Origin of the sequence: Sphingomonas phyllosphaerae 5.2 (assembly GCF_000419605.1) — a bacterium.
GTDB classification, from domain to species: Bacteria; Pseudomonadota; Alphaproteobacteria; order Sphingomonadales; family Sphingomonadaceae; genus Sphingomonas; species Sphingomonas phyllosphaerae_B.
The window spans coordinates 2,751,926-2,768,201 of sequence record NZ_ATTI01000001.1; the positions used below are offsets into that span (position 1 = coordinate 2,751,926).

General features: G+C 66.8%; 12 protein-coding genes. 4 read left to right on the forward strand and 8 right to left on the reverse strand.

Translation table 11 applies throughout. The features are described 5' to 3' along the window. Positions 1-54 precede the first annotated feature (54 nt). The 5 genes from SPHPHY_RS0112940 to SPHPHY_RS0112960 all read right to left on the reverse strand — a co-directional run bounded on the left by SPHPHY_RS0112940 (position 55) and on the right by SPHPHY_RS0112960 (position 9,969). Positions 55-3,087: a TonB-dependent receptor gene (locus SPHPHY_RS0112940; RefSeq protein ID WP_022687112.1), complete on the reverse strand. Its 3,033-nt coding sequence runs from the start codon at positions 3,085-3,087 to the stop codon at positions 55-57. Between the two features lie 106 nt (positions 3,088-3,193). Next, positions 3,194-4,861: a DUF5597 domain-containing protein gene (locus SPHPHY_RS0112945; protein ID WP_022687113.1), complete on the reverse strand. Its 1,668-nt coding sequence runs from the start codon at positions 4,859-4,861 to the stop codon at positions 3,194-3,196. Continuing rightward, positions 4,858-6,180 carry an MFS transporter gene (locus tag SPHPHY_RS0112950; protein WP_022687114.1) on the reverse strand — a complete coding sequence of 441 codons (1,323 nt, stop codon included), beginning with the start codon at positions 6,178-6,180 and terminating at the stop codon, positions 4,858-4,860. The genes SPHPHY_RS0112945 and SPHPHY_RS0112950 overlap by 4 nt, the downstream gene beginning before the upstream one ends. Before the next feature lie 181 nt (positions 6,181-6,361). Next, a complete protein-coding gene (gene manD / locus SPHPHY_RS0112955) occupies positions 6,362-7,573 on the reverse strand; it encodes a D-mannonate dehydratase ManD (protein WP_022687115.1) in 1,212 nt (403 codons plus the stop codon). A gap of 8 nt (positions 7,574-7,581) precedes the next feature. Further along, positions 7,582-9,969: a glycoside hydrolase family 3 N-terminal domain-containing protein gene (locus SPHPHY_RS0112960; protein WP_022687116.1), complete on the reverse strand. Its 2,388-nt coding sequence runs from the start codon at positions 9,967-9,969 to the stop codon at positions 7,582-7,584. A 126-nt stretch (positions 9,970-10,095) separates the two neighbouring features. Here SPHPHY_RS0112960 and SPHPHY_RS0112965 point away from each other — a divergent pair, with 126 nt between their 5' ends. From SPHPHY_RS0112965 to SPHPHY_RS0112980, 4 genes are all read left to right on the forward strand, one after another. Continuing rightward, positions 10,096-12,171, forward strand: coding sequence for an alpha-glucuronidase family glycosyl hydrolase (locus SPHPHY_RS0112965; RefSeq protein WP_028056885.1), 2,076 nt, complete (start codon positions 10,096-10,098; stop codon positions 12,169-12,171). Positions 12,172-12,253: 82 nt separating this feature from the next. Further along, entirely contained in the window at positions 12,254-12,925 is a 672-nt protein-coding gene (locus SPHPHY_RS0112970; RefSeq protein WP_022687118.1) for a glutathione S-transferase family protein, read from the forward strand. After that, positions 12,925-13,296: a tRNA-binding protein gene (locus SPHPHY_RS0112975; RefSeq protein ID WP_022687119.1), complete on the forward strand. Its 372-nt coding sequence runs from the start codon at positions 12,925-12,927 to the stop codon at positions 13,294-13,296. The genes SPHPHY_RS0112970 and SPHPHY_RS0112975 overlap by 1 nt, the downstream gene beginning before the upstream one ends. Further along, entirely contained in the window at positions 13,296-13,712 is a 417-nt protein-coding gene (locus SPHPHY_RS0112980) for a secondary thiamine-phosphate synthase enzyme YjbQ (RefSeq protein ID WP_022687120.1), read from the forward strand. The genes SPHPHY_RS0112975 and SPHPHY_RS0112980 overlap by 1 nt, the downstream gene beginning before the upstream one ends. Before the next feature lie 202 nt (positions 13,713-13,914). On the opposite strand, the gene SPHPHY_RS0112985 is transcribed toward SPHPHY_RS0112980, so the two are convergent. The 3 genes from SPHPHY_RS0112985 to SPHPHY_RS0112995 form a co-directional block, all read right to left on the reverse strand. Continuing rightward, positions 13,915-14,643 (reverse strand): class I SAM-dependent methyltransferase, encoded by a 729-nt coding sequence (locus SPHPHY_RS0112985; RefSeq protein WP_022687121.1) that lies wholly within the window; start codon positions 14,641-14,643, stop codon positions 13,915-13,917. A gap of 16 nt (positions 14,644-14,659) precedes the next feature. Continuing rightward, complete coding sequence (locus SPHPHY_RS0112990; RefSeq protein WP_022687122.1) at positions 14,660-15,109, reverse strand: GtrA family protein; 450 nt, start codon at positions 15,107-15,109, stop codon at positions 14,660-14,662. 67 nt (positions 15,110-15,176) lie between these two features. Continuing rightward, a complete protein-coding gene (locus tag SPHPHY_RS0112995) occupies positions 15,177-16,238 on the reverse strand; it encodes an SDR family oxidoreductase (protein ID WP_028056887.1) in 1,062 nt (353 codons plus the stop codon). Positions 16,239-16,276 lie beyond the last annotated feature (38 nt).

Genomic DNA, 16,276 nt, shown 5'->3' on the forward strand with positions numbered 1-16,276 from the left:
AGACCGGCCCAGAGGCGGCGCGCCCGATATGGGGAGAGGGACGCGCCGTATCGCCTAGAAGCTGGCGCGCAGGCCGACCAGGACCTGACGCCCCGGATAGTAAACGCTGTACGCGGCATTGTCGTAGCCGATGGTCGTGCGCAGCGGCTTGTTGGTGATGTTCAGCACGTCGAGGGTCAGGCGCATCGCCTTGTCCAGGAACGGCAGCTGATACCCCGCCGACAGATCCAGCTGCCCGCGCGCATCGGCGCGAAGCGGCACGTTCAGGTTGTTCTGCGGTGCGTTGGCGGCGATCACATCGCCCTGCCACACGTAGTTCAGGCTGAGCGACAGGCCATAATTCTCGTAATAGCCCTGAACGTTATAGCCCCAGCGCGGCACGCCCGGCGCGAACAAGGTCTGCTGCGTCCCGCCGATCAGCACCGGATCGGAATCCTGCGTGATATGCGTGCCGTTCGCCTGGAAGCCGAGCCCCTTGACGACGAAGTCGAGCGGCTGGTTCCACGTCCCCTCGATCCCCTTGATCACCAGCGTCTGCAAATTGACCGGGCGGTTGACGCTGACCGGCGTGGCATCGACGGCCAGGCCCGCGGCGCGTGCACGATCGGTCAGCGCGTTCTGCTGCGTCTGGATCAGCGAGCTGAACGGGATGTTGAGGCTGCCGAACGTCGCCTGCTCCTGGATCGTGGCGGTGAAGCCGTTGATGCTCTTGCGGAACAGCGAAACGCCGACGTAGCCCGCGCCACCTGTGTAAAACTCGCCACCCAGATCGATGTTGTCCGAGGTATAGGGCTGGAGCGTCGGGTTGCCCGCGCTGGCGATCTGGGCCGACGGATCGGAGAAGGTGACGCCCGGCAGGATCGAGCCGGCGTCCGGCCGCGTCAGCGTCTTCGACACCGCGAACCGCAGCTTCAGATTGGGGAACAGATCGTAGCTGATGTTCGCCGACGGGAGCACTTCCTCGTAATTCGAGTCCGCGGTGATATCGATGATCGAGTTGCCGATCTGGCTCGGCCCGACGACGCGCTGGTCGGTCCACACATAGCGGAAGCCGGCGTTCGCGCGCAGTTCGCGCCCGAACAGCGCGGACACGCCGTTGACCTCGAAATAGCCGCCGTAGACCTTCTCGAAGACGTCGCCGGTCGCGCCGCCGGTCACCGAGCCGCGCACTTCCGGCGCATTGTCGCGGAACTGCGCATAGTTGGTCGCCTGCGCCAGCCGGTTCAGGTCGGGGATGATGAAGCTGGTGACGCCGAACTGGCCGCTGGAAAGCTTGCCGAAGTTGCTGACGCCGCGGTTGAGATATTGCGCGATCTGGCCGGTCGGCACCGATCCGCTGTTGCCGTCGCACGTCGCGCCGCACACCGACGCCTGGAATGCGGGCGTGTTGTCGAACGCGCGCACGCTGCGCGCCGCCTCGTCATAGGCTGCGCCGAACTTCACGTTGAGCGTATCGTTGCCGTACATCAGGTCGAGGTGCGCGCCCTTGGTCTCGGTCTCGCGGCGCACGTTGCTGACGTTGACGCGGTACCATTGCCAGCCGAGGTTCGGATCGCCGAGGTCGCGGTTGGCCGAAATGATCGGCTGCGGGCTGTTCGTGGTGTTGTCGTAGGTGACCTCCACGCCGGAATTCGGCGCGGTCTGGAATGCGAAGGTCGGCTGTTCGCGGAAGAAGTTGCTCTTGCCCCAGTTCGCCGACAGGTCGATCTTCAGCATGTCGCTGGGACGCCATGACGCGCTGGGCGTCACGTTCCAGAACTCGGTGTCCTGGTTGAAGAAGCTGTTTTCCGAGAAGAACGACGAATTGGCGAAGATGCCGGAGGTCACGACGTTGTTCTGGTCGACCTCGACATCGAACGGCACCATGCCACCGGTCGATTGCGGCGACGTACCCGGACCGGAATTGCGCACCTGCCAGTTCATGTTCGAGCGCAGGTAATTGCGCTTCGACTTGGCGTAGATGCCGTCGAGCGCAAAGTGGAGCGCGTCGGAGGGACGCCACTCCATCGCGCCGATCGCCGAGATGCGCTCACGCGTGCCTTCGGTCAGCACCGGGCGGCCGAGCCGCGGCAGGATCGCGGTGGCGAGCTGCGACAGCGGCAGGCCCGAGGTGGCGGCCAGATCGACGGGCGCCCCCGTCACCAGCCCGCGCCCGACATTGGCCGGAACGGAGGTGGCGAAGCTGAAGCCGTTGCCGCCGGGATTGCAGGCGCCGGTCGCCGGCTGGCACAACGCCAGATTGGCGTCGGTGAAGCCGACCGTGTCGTAGCCGTCGATGCGCGTCTTCTGACGCACGCCCGCGACGCCGACCAGGATGCCGAACGTGTCGCCGAACGTGTGACTGGCGACGAGCGCGCCGCGTGGCCCGACCCTGTCATTGGTATCGGTGTACGCGCCCTGCGCCACGACCGTGACGTGGGTGCCCGGCTTGTCGAACGGGCGGGCGTTGCGCAGGTTGACGGTGCCGGCGATGCCGCCCTCCAGCGTGGAGGCGGTGGCCGACTTGGCGACGTCCAGCCGCGTGAACAGTTCGGACGGGAAGAAGTCGAGATCGACCTCACGATTGCCGCCGCCGGTGCCGTTGGTGCCCCCGTCCGAGGCGACCGCGAACTGCGTGCCGTTCAGCAGCACCTTCGAGAAGCTGGGGCCAAGACCGCGGATCGACACCTGCGTGCCCTCGCCGCTGATGTCGCGGTTCAGGCGCACGCCGGGGATGCGGTTCAGCGTTTCGGCGAGATTGGTTGCCGGCAGCTTGCCGATATCCTCGGCGAAGATCGAATCGCCGAAGCCGACCGAGTTGCGCTTGGCATTGGTCGCGCTCTGCAACGAGGCGCGGATGCCGGTGACGACGATGTCGTTGGTGGGCTGCGACGAGTCGGTCGCATCCTCGATCCCCTGCACGGCACCCTGCGGCACCTGCGCATTCGGATCGGCGGCGGTGTCGACCTGCGTGGCGGGCGACGGGACCTGGCCACCCGGGCCGGTCGGCTGCGTCTGCGCGCGGGAGGTGGCGGCGGTCAACGCGGTGGCGGCGGCAGCGCCGAGCAACACGGCGCGCAGCGCCGGACGACGAACGATCAAACTCATCTCACTCTCCATAGACGATCCCCCGCTTCTCGGCCGGCGGGTTTGTAGATGCGCTGTTAGCGCTATCACTTATGAATATGCCCGATAAACGCGGTCGTCAACCCGCCTACTTGTAGCGGTACAGCCGCACCTTCTGGATCTGCCACGCACCGGGCGCGAGGCGGATGTGGCGGCCCTGGTGCGTCTGGTCGCCGTTCAGCACCCGCCCGGCCACCCAGCGCCCGGCGCCATCGAACACGCCCTCCTCGGCGCGGTCGATGCCGGCCAGCGCCGGCCCGCCACCCACTCCTGCGCCCGCTCCCGCGTCGCGCGCTGCGAAGGTGACGGTGATGCCTTGCCCGGCAATCAGATATTCCTCGGCGCCGGTCTGGATGATGATCCCGCCATACCCGGCGGTCTCCGCCGTCATCGTCGGGCGCTGGATATCGGCATAGGCGATCGTGAAGCGATAATCGCCGATGTCGCGGGTCTGGGGCGCATAGTCGAGCGATTCGTCATAGGCCTGCCGCGGCTTGAACCCCGCCATTCGCCCGCTGCCCTGCGCGGCGAGGATGTGCGGCGAGAGTTGCTCAAGCACCGCATATGCCTCGCCCAGCTTGCCCGGCGCCTCGTCCACCGAGTCGATCGAGAACGGACCGAAGCCGATCGCGTCATGTTCCCCGATCGCGTAGAAGGCGTTGGCGGGAACGATCGGATTGTCGGCGTTGTGCGCCTCGGGGATGAACAGCGGATTGTCCGGGCGCTTGTAGGTGTCGACGATCCGGGTGAAGTCCGGAAAGTAGATGTCGGGTGCCAGGAAATCGAGCGCGGGCGCCCCCGCTTTCCACACGTCGATCAGGTGCGGCAACGGGCCACCGCTGGGGTATTCGCCCGGCGCGCGGCCCGGCCGGTTCAGCGCCACGTTGACGTACATCGGCAACGGATAGGCCGCCTTGCCGGCGCGGGTCAGCGCGTCCGCGAAGCGCGCGTAGTGCCACGCCGCGAACACCTCCGCCGCCGCATCGCCGTCACCGAACAGCTCGGTCCACGTTCCTTCCGTCTTCGCGCCGCGCGCCACCCACATCGCCTTCATCGCCGGCACCAGCGTGTCGCGATGCTGCGTCAGATATGCGGTCAGCTCCGCCGGCACCGGCTGCGCGAAGGCGGCGTTGGCGGCGGCGCCATAATCGCGCACGACCGGCAGCATCCCGATCTCGTTTTCCACCTGCATCATCACCACGGTGTTCTGCGTGCCGTCGACCGCCTTCAGATGCGCCATCAGCGCCGCATAGGCGCGCTGGTCCGCGGCCAGCGTCTGTTCGCCGAACGTCGAGAGGATCTCGACCGACTGCCCGTTGGGCAGCGCCGCGCGCGGGAACCGCGCCTGATCGCGCTTCACCCAGCCGGGCACGTAGGTCGACATCGAATTCTTCCACGCGCCGAACCACAGGATCACCAGCTTCAGGTCGTTCGCGCGCGCGTCCTTCAACATCGCGTCGACGCTCGACCAGTCGAAACGCCCCTCCTGCGGCTCGATCAGTTCCCACGATACCGGCGCGAGCACGGTGTTGAGATGCATCGCCTTCAGGCGTGCCCAGTGCGGGGCCATATACGCCGCACTCGACGCCGCCGAATTGCTCAATTCGCCCGCGATCAGCAGCCGCGGTTTGCCGCCGACGATCAACTGTGTCGCATCGCCCTGTTTGGCGAGCCGCGGCACTTCGGCAAAGGCAGGGGCGGCAAAGGCGGAAACGGAGGTAGCGAGCAGGGTGGCGATCAGGGCGGCGCGAATCATGAGCGGCTCTCCAGGATGACGTTGCGATACCGCGGGTTGAGCAGGTGGAAGACGAGCAGCGCGACCAGATAGGCGACACCGCACGCGACGAAGAATGGCCCGTAGCTGCCGACCGTGTCGAGCAGCAGCCCGAGCGACTTGGAGGCGATGAACCCGCCCACCGCGCCCGCGAAGCCGCCGAGCCCGATCAGCGTCCCTTGCGCGAAACGTGGGAACTGGTCACCGGGCAGCGCGAACAGGTTGGTCGAAAAGCCCTGGTGCGCCGCGCACGCCAGTCCGATCAGCGCGACCGCGATCCAGATGCTGCTCGCCTGTCCCGCGAACATTACCGGCAACGCGAACAGCGCGCACGCGAACATCGCCCGCTTGCGCGCCCGCCCCGCCGCCACGCCGCGCTTCAGCAGGTGCGACGAATACCAGCCGCCCGCGATCGCCCCGAGATCGGCCAGCACGTAGATGGCGACCAACGGCGGGCCGAAGCTCTTCAGATCGTAGCCATATTGCTTGTTGAAGAAATCCGGCAGCCAGAACAGGAACGTCCACCACACCGGATCGATCAGGAACCGCCCCGCCATATAGGCCCATGCCTCGCGGTGGCGCAGCACCCGGAAGAAACCGGCGCGCCCGACATCCTGCTGCGGCTCGGCCTCGATCCAGTCGCGCTCGCCCGCCGACAGCCGCGGGTGCTCGGCAGGCTTGTGGTACAGCCGCCACCACGCGACCAGCCACACCAGGTTGAGCAACCCGGTGATGATGAACGCCCACCGCCAGTCGAGCAGCAATCCCGCAACGATGAACCCGACCAGCAACGGCGTCACGACCGCGCCGACATTGGCCCCGGCATTGAAGATGCCGATCGCCAGCGCGCGTTCCTTCTTGGGAAACCATTGCGACGCCGCGGCCAGCGCCGAGGGATAGGTTCCCGCCTCGCCGAAGGCGAGCGGAATGCGTGCGATCACGAAGCCGGTGGTAGAGGTGACCAGCGTCTGCGCGAAATGGCCGAGCGTCCAGCTCCCCATCGCCAGCAGATAGCCGTACTTCGGCCCGATCCGGTCGATCAGCCACCCGAACAGCAGGAAGCCGATCCCGTAGAAGACCTGGAAATACCCGGTGACGTCGCCGTAGCCGGTGTTCGTCCAATGGTAGAGTTCGGTCAGCTGCGGCTTGAGCACGCCCAGCACCAGCCGGTCGATGTACGACAGCACCACCGCGGCGAACAGCAGGCCGCAGATCACCCAGCGGATGCGCCCCGTCGGAGGTGGCACGGCACGGGCGGCGGTATCGGGCGCGTGCTGCGCCGCTTCGATGAAGTCGCTCATGCCGGTGACCCTTCACATACCAGCCACCCCGGCGAACGCCGGGCCGCGGTCGGGGAACGTTCCCGTATCGTGCGCGCGGCCGACATCCGGCCTGCGGCGCTCGCCGCACGGCGGAAGGTCGCCATGCGCGCCTGCCATGCCGGCCGTCGCACGGCCGCGACCCGACGCCCCCGCATCATCCTCACCAGCTCCACAGCGTGCCGTCCTCCAACCGGTTCACCGGCAGATATGCACGCTTGTACTCGTATCCCGCAGCCAGTTCCTCGTCGATGTCTACGCCCAGCCCCGGCGCATCGCCCGGATGCATCATGCCCTGCTCGAACCGATAGGCGTGCGGGAAGACCGCGTCGGTTTCGGAGGTGTGCGGCATATGCTCCTGCACGCCGAAGTTCGGCACCGACAACCCGAAATGCAGGGCCGCCGCCATCGTCACCGGCGACAGGTCGGTCGCGCCGTGGCAGCCGGTGCGGACCTGATGAAGATCGGCGAGCGCGGCGATCCGGCGCAGGTGCGTGATCCCGCCGGCGTGGACGATCGTCGCGCGGATATAGTCGATCGCCTGGCTTTCGATCAGCGACTTGCAGTCCCAGATCGAGTTGAACACTTCACCCACTGCGATCGGCGTGGTGGTGTGCTGGCGGATAAGGCGGAACCCCTCCTGGTTCTCCGCGGGTGTCGGGTCCTCGATCCAGAACGGGCGATACGGCTCCAGATCGCGCCCCAGCCGCCCGGCCTCGATCGGCGTCAACCGGTGATGCACGTCATGGAGCAGGTGGATGTCCGGCCCCAGCGCCTCGCGCGCCGCCGCGAACAATTCGGGCACGATGCGCAGGTATTTCTCCGTCGACCACACGCTTTCGGTCGGCAGGTCGGCATCGGCGGGCTCGTAGCGCTGCCCCGGCTTGGCGACGCCGTAGGTGGACGCCAGCCCCGGAACCCCGCATTGCAGCCGGATCGCCTTGTAGCCTTCGTCGCGGTGGCGGATCGCGGTGGCGATCGTGTCGTCGATCGTCGTGCCGTTGGCGTGGCAATAGACCATGCACGCCTCGCGCGACGCGCCGCCCAGCAATTGGTAGACCGGCAGCCCGGCCAGCTTGCCCTTGATGTCCCAAAGCGCCACGTCGACCGCCGCGATCGCGGTCATCGTCACCGGGCCGCGCCGCCAATATGCGCCCTTGTACAGATACTGCCAGATGTCCTCGATCCGGTGCGCGTCGCGCCCGATCAGGCACGGCACGACATGCTCGGACAGATACGCCGCGACCGCCAGTTCGCGCCCGTTCAGCGTCGCGTCGCCGACGCCGCTCGTCCCGTCGTCGCAGGTGATCTTCAGCGTGACGAAGTTACGCCCCGGCGATGTGATGATGACGCGGGCATCGGTGATCTTGGGCATGGTCTCTCTCAGGCGATGTCGAGGGTGACGGTCTGCACGTCGCGGCTGTTCGCGCCGGTCATGATATCGAAGCGGCCCGGCTCTACCACCTCGCGCATGTCGGCGTCCCACATCCGGAACGCCTCCGGCCCCAGCGTGAAGCGCACCGTCTTCCGCTCGCCCGGCGCCAGCGTGACGCGCGCGAACTCCTTCAATTCCTTGACCGGCCGCGCCACCGACGACACCTGATCGCGGACGTACACCTGCACCACCTCGTCCCCGGCGCGCTGCCCGCTGTTGGTCACGTCTACCTCGACCACCACCTGCCCGGCCGGCGCGATCCGCGTGGCCGACAGGCGCGGCGCGGACAGCGTGAAGCTGGTGTAGCTCAGGCCGAACCCGAACGGGAACAGCGGCGCGTCGTCGTCGAACAGATAGCCGCGCCGTGCCGACGGTTTGTGATTGTAGTAGAACGGCACCTGCCCGACATCGCGCACCACCGTCACCGGCAGTTTCGCGCCCGGATTGACGTCGCCGAACAGCACGTCGGCGATCGCATGGCCGCCCTGCTGCCCGGCGTACCAGCATTCGAGCAACGCATTGGCCTGTCCGGCGACGCTCGGCCACGACGGCGGGCGGCCGTTGATCGCCACCACCACCACCGGCTTGCCGGTCGCCTTCAGCGCGGCGAACAAGGCGTTCTGCTCGCCGAGCAGGTCCAGGTCGGTGCGATCGCCCAGATGACTCTTCGCATAGCCCTCGCGGCTGGTCTGCTCGGTATCGCCGATCGCCAGCAGCACGACGTCCGCGCCCTTGGCCGCATCGACGGCCTCGGCGATCAATTGCCGGTTGCGCGCGGGGTCGGCGAGCAGCACTTCGTTGGCGGAGCGGTCCTCGCTCTGCGTGATGAACACGCCCTGCGCATGGACCACCTCGGCGCGGCCCTTCAGCTTCGCGCGTATGCCCTCGAGCAGCGATACCGGACGGTCCGGAAGCGACGAATACCCGCCCAGTCGCGCCACCGCCGCGTTCGGTCCGATCACGGCGACGCGTTTTTGCGCGCCCGGCGTGAGCGGCAGCGTGCCGTCGTTGACCAGCAGCGCGATCGACCTGCCCGCCGCCTCGCGCGCCAGCGCCAGCGCCTCCGCATTGGCGGTCAACTTCGCCGCCGCTCTGGCGTCGACTTGCGCCTCCTCGAACAGCCCGGCGCGGAACTTCATCGTCAACATCCGCGCACAGGCGACATCCACCGCCGCGACAGGCACTTGCCCGGCTCGAACCTGCTCGGCGAGCGTGCGATAGGCCGCCCCGTCGGGCAGATCGGAATCGACACCCGCTTCCAGCGCCAACTTCGCGGACTTTTCCTTCGAATCGGCGATATGGTGGAAGTATTCCAGTTCGGGGATCGCGGCATAATCGCTGACCACCGCCCCGTCGAAGCCCCATTCGCCGCGCAGGATCTTGCCTAGCAGCCAATGGTTTGCGTGGCTGGGAACGCCGTCGATCTCGTTATACGACGGCATTACCGCCGCGATCCCGGTCTGCTCCACTACCTTGCGGAACGGCGGAAAATAGCTCTCGCGCAACTCGCGCTCGCCAAGCTGGGCCGGGGCGACGTTGTTGCCGGCCTGCGGCTGACCGTGCCCGGTCATGTGCTTCAGCGTGGCGTGGACCTTGCCGGGTGCAAGCTCTTTCCCGTCTCCTTGCAAGCCTTTGACCGCGGCGACGCCCATCTCGCCACACAGATACGGGTCCTCGCCGAACGTCTCCTCGATCCGTCCCCAGCGCGGGTCGCGGGCAATATCCACGACCGGCGACAGCGCCAGCGTCGTGCCGTGCGCGCGCACCTCGCGCCCGACCACCGCCTGCACGCGCCGCATCAGCTCGCGATCGAAACTACCGGCCAGTGCAATGGCTTGCGGAAAACTCGTCGCGCCCGGCGCCATGTAGCCGTGCAGCGCTTCCTCATGGAAAAGGATCGGAATGCCCAGCCGCGTACGCTTCGCCCAGCCCTGCGCGGCGTTGACGAACGCGATCGTGTCGGCGGGCGCGCGCCAGCGTCCGGTCACATCGGTGCCGGTGTTGGTAGCAGTCGCCGCGCCGCCCCGATCGGACGGCCGCGCGATCTGCCCGATTCCATGGGGATATGCGGCGTCCGCCTTGCCCGGAGCGAACGCCCGCGCATCGTCCATCACGTCCCGCTTGGTGGTCGACAAGGTGATGAGTTGCGCGACTTTCTCGTCCAGCGTCATCCGCCCCAGCAGGTCGCGCACGCGCAGGTCGATCGGCGCGCGTGGATCGCGATACACGGGTGTCGCGGCGGTGGCGGGCAGGAACGCGAGCGCAGAGACACCGGCCGTCCAGCGTAGTAGCTCACGACGAGCGACAACCGCGGTCGTTTTACGGGTGGCGGTCACGCGCGATCCTCATCTTGCAAGCGGCTGCCTCGATCGTTCGCCGAGGCTTGCCATTAGAACTGATAGCGTTACCATGGCCGTGCAGAAGCGGCGTTGTCAATGCCGCCATGGGTAGCAGGAGTGGCGATGAAAGCGTGTTCGATGTTCGTGGGTGCGCTCGCGCTGCTGCTGGCCGGCACCGCGCACGCCGACGACGGGTACCGCCTGTGGCTGCGTGCGCCCGCCGCGAGCGTCGCGTCATCCGTTGCAGTGCGCGGCGAGACGCCGACACTGCGCATCGCCGCCGACGAACTCACCCGCGCTCTCCCGGCCGGACTGAACGTCACCGTCGCCACGGCTGCCGATGCCGACGTCGCTGCGCTGCGGCTGCCGTTCGCGGCCCTGGGTGACGAAGGCTATCTGGTTCGCCGCGTGACACTGGGTGGCAAGCCGACGCTGCTGGTGGCCGGCAATAGCGACCGAGGTGCCCTTTACGGTGCGTTCGCACTGCTGCGCCACCTCGCCACCGGCGGCACCGTGGCGAACGCCGCACTGACCAGCACGCCGAAGGTGAAGCTTCGCGTCCTGAATCACTGGGACAATCTCGATGGAACGGTCGAGCGCGGCTACGCCGGCGACTCCCTGTGGGACTGGTGGACGCTGCCGGACCGGACCGATCCGCGCTACACCGACTATGCACGGGCCAATGCCTCGATCGGCATCAACGGCACCGTACTCAACAACGTCAATGCCAAGGTCGACAGCCTGACTCCGCGCTACATCGCCAAGGCGGCGGCGCTGGCCGACGTTTTCCGACCCTGGGGCATCAAGGTCTATCTGTCCGCGCGCTTCTCCGCCCCGATCGAGCTGGGCGGCCTCAAGACCGCCGACCCACGTGACCCCGCGGTGGCGGCGTGGTGGAAGGCGAAGGCCGACGAGATCTATCGCGCTATCCCGGACTTCGGCGGCTTCCTGGTCAAGGCGAACAGCGAGGGGCAGCCCGGCCCGCGCGATTACGGGGCCACGCACGCGGACGGCGCAAACATGCTGGCCGCGGTGGTCAAGCCGCACGGCGGAATCGTGATGTGGCGCGCGTTCGTCTATGCCGATACCGACCCCAGCGACCGCGCCAAACAGGCCTATACCGAGTTCAAACCGCTCGACGGCACGTTCGCCGACAATGTGCTGGTGCAGGTGAAGAACGGCGCGATCGATTTCCAGCCGCGCGAGCCCTTCCATCCGCTGTTCGGCGCGATGCCCAAGACGCCGCTGATGGTGGAATTCCAGATCACCAAGGAATATCTCGGCTTCGCGACCCACCTCGCCTACCTCGGCCCGCTGTTCGAGGAGACGCTGGCGTCGCGGACCGGGCGCGGGGCGGAGACCGTTGCGACGGTCGTCGACGGCAGCAGCGAAGGGCACCGCCTGACCGGGATCGCCGGGGTCGCCAATATCGGGCGCGACCGCGACTGGTCCGGCTCGACCTTCAATCAGGCCAATTGGTACGTGTTCGGCAGGATGGCTTGGGACCCGACCTTGACCGCAGCGCCGATCGCACGCGAATGGGCGCAGCAGACGTTCGGCACCGACCGCCAGGTCGTCGATACCGCCGTGAAGATGATGATGGGCTCACGCGAGGCGGTGGTCGATTACACCGGCGCGCTCGGGCTCGCGCACCTGATGGCAACCGGGCACCACTACGGGCCGGGGCCGTGGGTGGACGATCTCAAGCGTCCCGAATGGAACCCCGCCTATTATCACAAGGCCGACCGGGCCGGGATCGGCTTCGACCGGACCAGGACCGGCAGCGATGCGGTCGACCAATATGCGCCGCCGATCGCCAAGCAACTCGCCGATCCGAAGACCACACCGGAGCGCGAACTGCTGTGGTTCCACCATGTTGCGTGGGACCGGAAGATGCCGTCGGGCAAGACGCTCTGGGAAGATCTGGTCGCGCACTACGATCGCGGCGTCGGCTATGTGGCCGGTATGCGGCAGCAGTGGGACGGGGTGCGCACGCTGGTCGATGCCGAACGCTGGCAGAAGACCGCCGCGTATCTGGCGGTGCAGGAGCGCGAGGCGCGCTGGTGGCGTGACGCCAGCCTCTCGTACTGGATGTCGATCAACGGACGTGCACTCCCCCGCGGTGTTACCGCTCCCGCGCACGATCTGGCTTGGTACAAGGCGCAGCATTACGCATACGTCCCCGGTCATTACGACTGACCGCGGCGAGGGCGCGGTTTCTCGCCGCGCCCGTCGAAGCCGCTTCCCCCCGGCCCCCGATTGCGCCTAACAGCGCAAATATATGTGGCAGCTCTATCAGTTCCCGCTGTGTCCGTTCACGCGCAAGGTCCGCACGCTCCTCAACGAGAAGGACGTGGGCTATCAGCTCATGCGTGAGAACCCGTGGGAACGGCGCGATGCGTTCATCGACATGAATCCTGCCGGGCAGACCCCGGTGATGACCGACAACGATCGCGGCGTGGTGCTGGTCGATTCGATGGCGATCTGCGAGTATTTCGAGGAGACGGTCGAGCGGGTGGCGATGGTCAACGGAACCGCCGCCAACCGCGCCGAGATACGCCGGCTTGTTGCGTGGTTTGACACGCATTTCTACCGCGACGTGACGCAGCCGTTGCTGGACGAGCGGATGATCAAGCGGATCGCGCACCGTACGGCACCGGACGCGTCGCGGTTGCGCGAGGCGATGAAGTCGGCGGTCGGACATCTCGATTACATCGACTTCCTGCTCGATCATCGGAAGTGGATCGCCGGCTCGACGATAAGCCTCGCCGATCTTGCCGCCGCGGCACAGATCTCGGTCGCCGACTATCTCGGCGGGATCGACTGGGCGGGTCATGCGCTGACCAAGGCGTGGTATTCCGCGTTCAAGAGCCGGCGCAGCTTCCGCCCGCTGCTGGCCGAACGGATCAGCGGGATCGAACCGCCGAGCTATTACGAGAACCCCGACTTCTGATGCATGCCACTCACGACCCCGCCGCTCTGCCCGCCCCGGAGATCGCCTTTGACGATTTCCTCGCGGTCGACATCCGCATCGGGACGATCGTGGCAGCGGAGCCGTTCCCGGAGGCGCGCAAGCCCGCGTACAAGCTGACGATCGACTTCGGCGGCACGATCGGCATGAAGCGGTCGTCCGCGCAGATCACCGAACATTATACCTGCGCGGAACTGCCGGGCCTGCAGGTTGCGGCGGTGGTGAACTTCCCGCCGCGGCAGATCGGCCGTTTTATGTCGCAGGTGCTGACGCTCGGCTTCCCCGATGCCGACGGCAAGGTGGTGCTATTTCATCCGGGCATGCCGGTGCCAAACGGCGGACGGCTGTTCTGATGCGGCAGGCACACGGGCAATTGATGATAGCCACCCGCGGGCAAGGACTTGTCGAGGTGACGCGGGAAGTCGCAGCGTGGCTGGATCAGCAAGGCGTTGCGGATGGCTTACTCACCGTTTTCTGCCGTCACACCTCCGCCTCGCTGACGATCAACGAGAACGCTGCGCCAGCGGTTCGTCGGGATCTGGAGCGCTATTTCGCGCGACTCGCGCCCGAATCGCGGGAGTATGAGCATGACGACGAAGGACCGGACGACATGCCCGCGCATCTCAAGACGGCGCTGACAAACGTCTCGCTTTCAATGCCCGTGACAGGTGGTCGGATGGTGCTGGGGACGTGGCAGGGCATCTATCTGTTCGAACACCGCACCGCGCCGCACCGCCGGACGCTCGCGCTGCATGTGATCGGGGAATAGCTGATCGCTCTTCCGGCCCGAAGCTCGCAACGGCAAGAGCTAGTCTAGCAATCCCGGTAATCCGACCTCCGTCGTTGACCCGGAGTCCAGCGCTGGTGCTTTCGTCACCGTTGAGGTCGGCGCGATTTTGATGAATTTCAGTGCAGCGAAAATTCGGCGCATTTGGCTGCTTGCGCACCAAGGCGCGTTTTCCAAGGAGGCGTCAGCGCGGCTCCGCCAACGTCAGGATCGACACCCCCGTCGGCATCGGCACGCGCCCAACCAGGTGCCGCTCGAGCCGGAAAATTCGCTCGAACAGCGCGTTGAGCGGCGCGACGGGCGGTGAGTCGTCGCTGTCGTCGCGTCCGGTAAGTCGCCCTGCAACCCGCGCAGCCGCAGCCAGCGGGAACAGCAGCGAGTTGAAATAGGTGAGCCCCCGCTCCTTCAGCCCCGCCTCGTGAAGTGCACCGAGCAGCGTCATCTTGGAATAACGGCGGTGGTGATGGTTGACCACGTCGTGTGCGCTCCACATCCACTGGTGCGCGGGCACCGCGATCAGGATCTTGCCACCGGGCGCAAGACACGCGCGCATCGCCGCAAGGGCGGCGACATCGTCCTCGATATGCTCCACGACATCCAGCACCGCGATCAGGTCGTAATGCCCGCGCGGCACACCCGGCAGTTCGGGCAACGGCGCAACCGCGACCGGCTTGCCCAGCCGCTTGCTGGCGATTTCGCGCGCCGCCGGATCGATCTCGATGGCATCGACCTCTCCGAACCCCGCCAGCATCGGCAGGTTGTGGCCGGTACCGCACCCGATTTCGAGAATGCGCGCCTGCTGCGGCAAGCGCCCCTCGCGGGTCAGATAGTCGGCGAGGATGTCACGGCGCGCGCGATACCACCAGTGCGTGGAATCATGCTCCGCCATGCGATCGTAGACGCGGCGATCCATCAGCAAGTGACCTTGTTCAAGCGAAGACCCAGAAGCGATTGAGCGCGAAGGTGACCAGCGGGGTGACGAACAGGATCGGCACCAGCGGCCACCACGTCGCGCCATGCAGCGGCCCGGTCAGCAACCACACGAAGAAGGTGTTCATCGCGAAACTGACCAGCGACACGATGAAGAAACGCCCGCCGGTCCGCGCCAGATTGTCACGATCCCCCACGCCGCGAAAACTCCAGCGGCTGTGCATCACATAACCCGACAGCATCGCTACAAGATAGCCAAGCACATTGGCGACCAGCGGCCAGATACTACGATCCGGCAGCGGCCACCGCGCTTGGCCGTAGGTAGCAAGCGGCCAGTAAACGACCGCGTAGAGCGCCGTGGCCGCACCGCCGGTCAACCCGAAGCGCACCAGCTGCCAGAACAGCGCCTGCCATTCCTCCGCCTTGCCGTCCGATCGCAACGTCGTCACACCCGCCCTTTCCGCCCGCCCGCCTAGGGCCGCGCACCGTCGCTGGCAATGGCGCGCTGCGTGGTCGTCAGGGGATCAGGCGATCGGCACGCAGTTGCTCGAACAGCTTGAAGAACGCATCGTCGGTCGGCTGATAGCCGGCGAAGCCGAGCCGCCGGCTCTTCGACATGTCCGTCACCACCTCGAACGGGCGCCCGAGATCTGCATCGGTGTGCCAGGGCGACGCCAGCCGCGCGAGTTCCGGCTCGGCCAACCCCTCGCGCATCGCAATCTCACGCCACCGCCCGGCATCGTCCGCCATCTGCTCCTCCAGCGGACGCACGCTGCCGTCGAAAGGCGCCGCCTCCACCCCGAACCATTCCGCAATCCGGCCCCACATCCATTGCCAGCGGAAGACGTCGCCGTTGACGACGTTGAACGCCTGATCGTGCGCCGCCTCGGTCTCCGCCGCCCACAACAGGTGGCGCGCGAGTTGCCCCGCGTCGGTCATGTCGGTCAATCCGCTCCACTGCGCCGCCGACCCCGGAAATCGGAACGGCCGCCCGCTCGCGCGGCACAAGGTCGCATAAACCGCCAGCGTCGTCCCCATGTTCATGGCGTTGCCGACCGCCTTGCCGATCACGGTATGCGGGCGGTGCACGCTCCACGTGAAGCCGTCGCGTGCCGCCGCGGCGAACAGCTCATCCTCCTGCGCGTAATAGAAGTTCTCGACGTTCAGCCGACCCTGTTCCTCGCGGAACGGCGTCGCCGGCAACTCGCCTTTTCCGTACGCCTCGAACGGGCCGAGGTAATGCTTCAACCCCGTAACCAGCGCGACGTGGCGTGGCGCGCTTGGCTTGGGCAAGCCATCCAGCAGGTTGCGCACCATCGCGGCGTTGACGCGGATATTTTCGGCCTCGCTGTCCTGCCGCAACCACGTGGTGACGAACACCGCATCGGGATGAAGGTCGGCCAGCGCCGCCGCGGTTGCTGTCGCATCCTGAAGATCGGCAATGACCGGCCGGACGCCGGGTTGCCCGCTCGGCCGTCGCGCAAGCCCATAGACCGTCCAGCCCTGCTCCACCAGCAGCGCCGCCGTCGCACTGCCGACGATCCCGCTCGCGCCCACCACCAATGCCGTCCTGCTCATCTGCATCTCCTTGTTACATCAGAGCTAGGCAGCGTAGG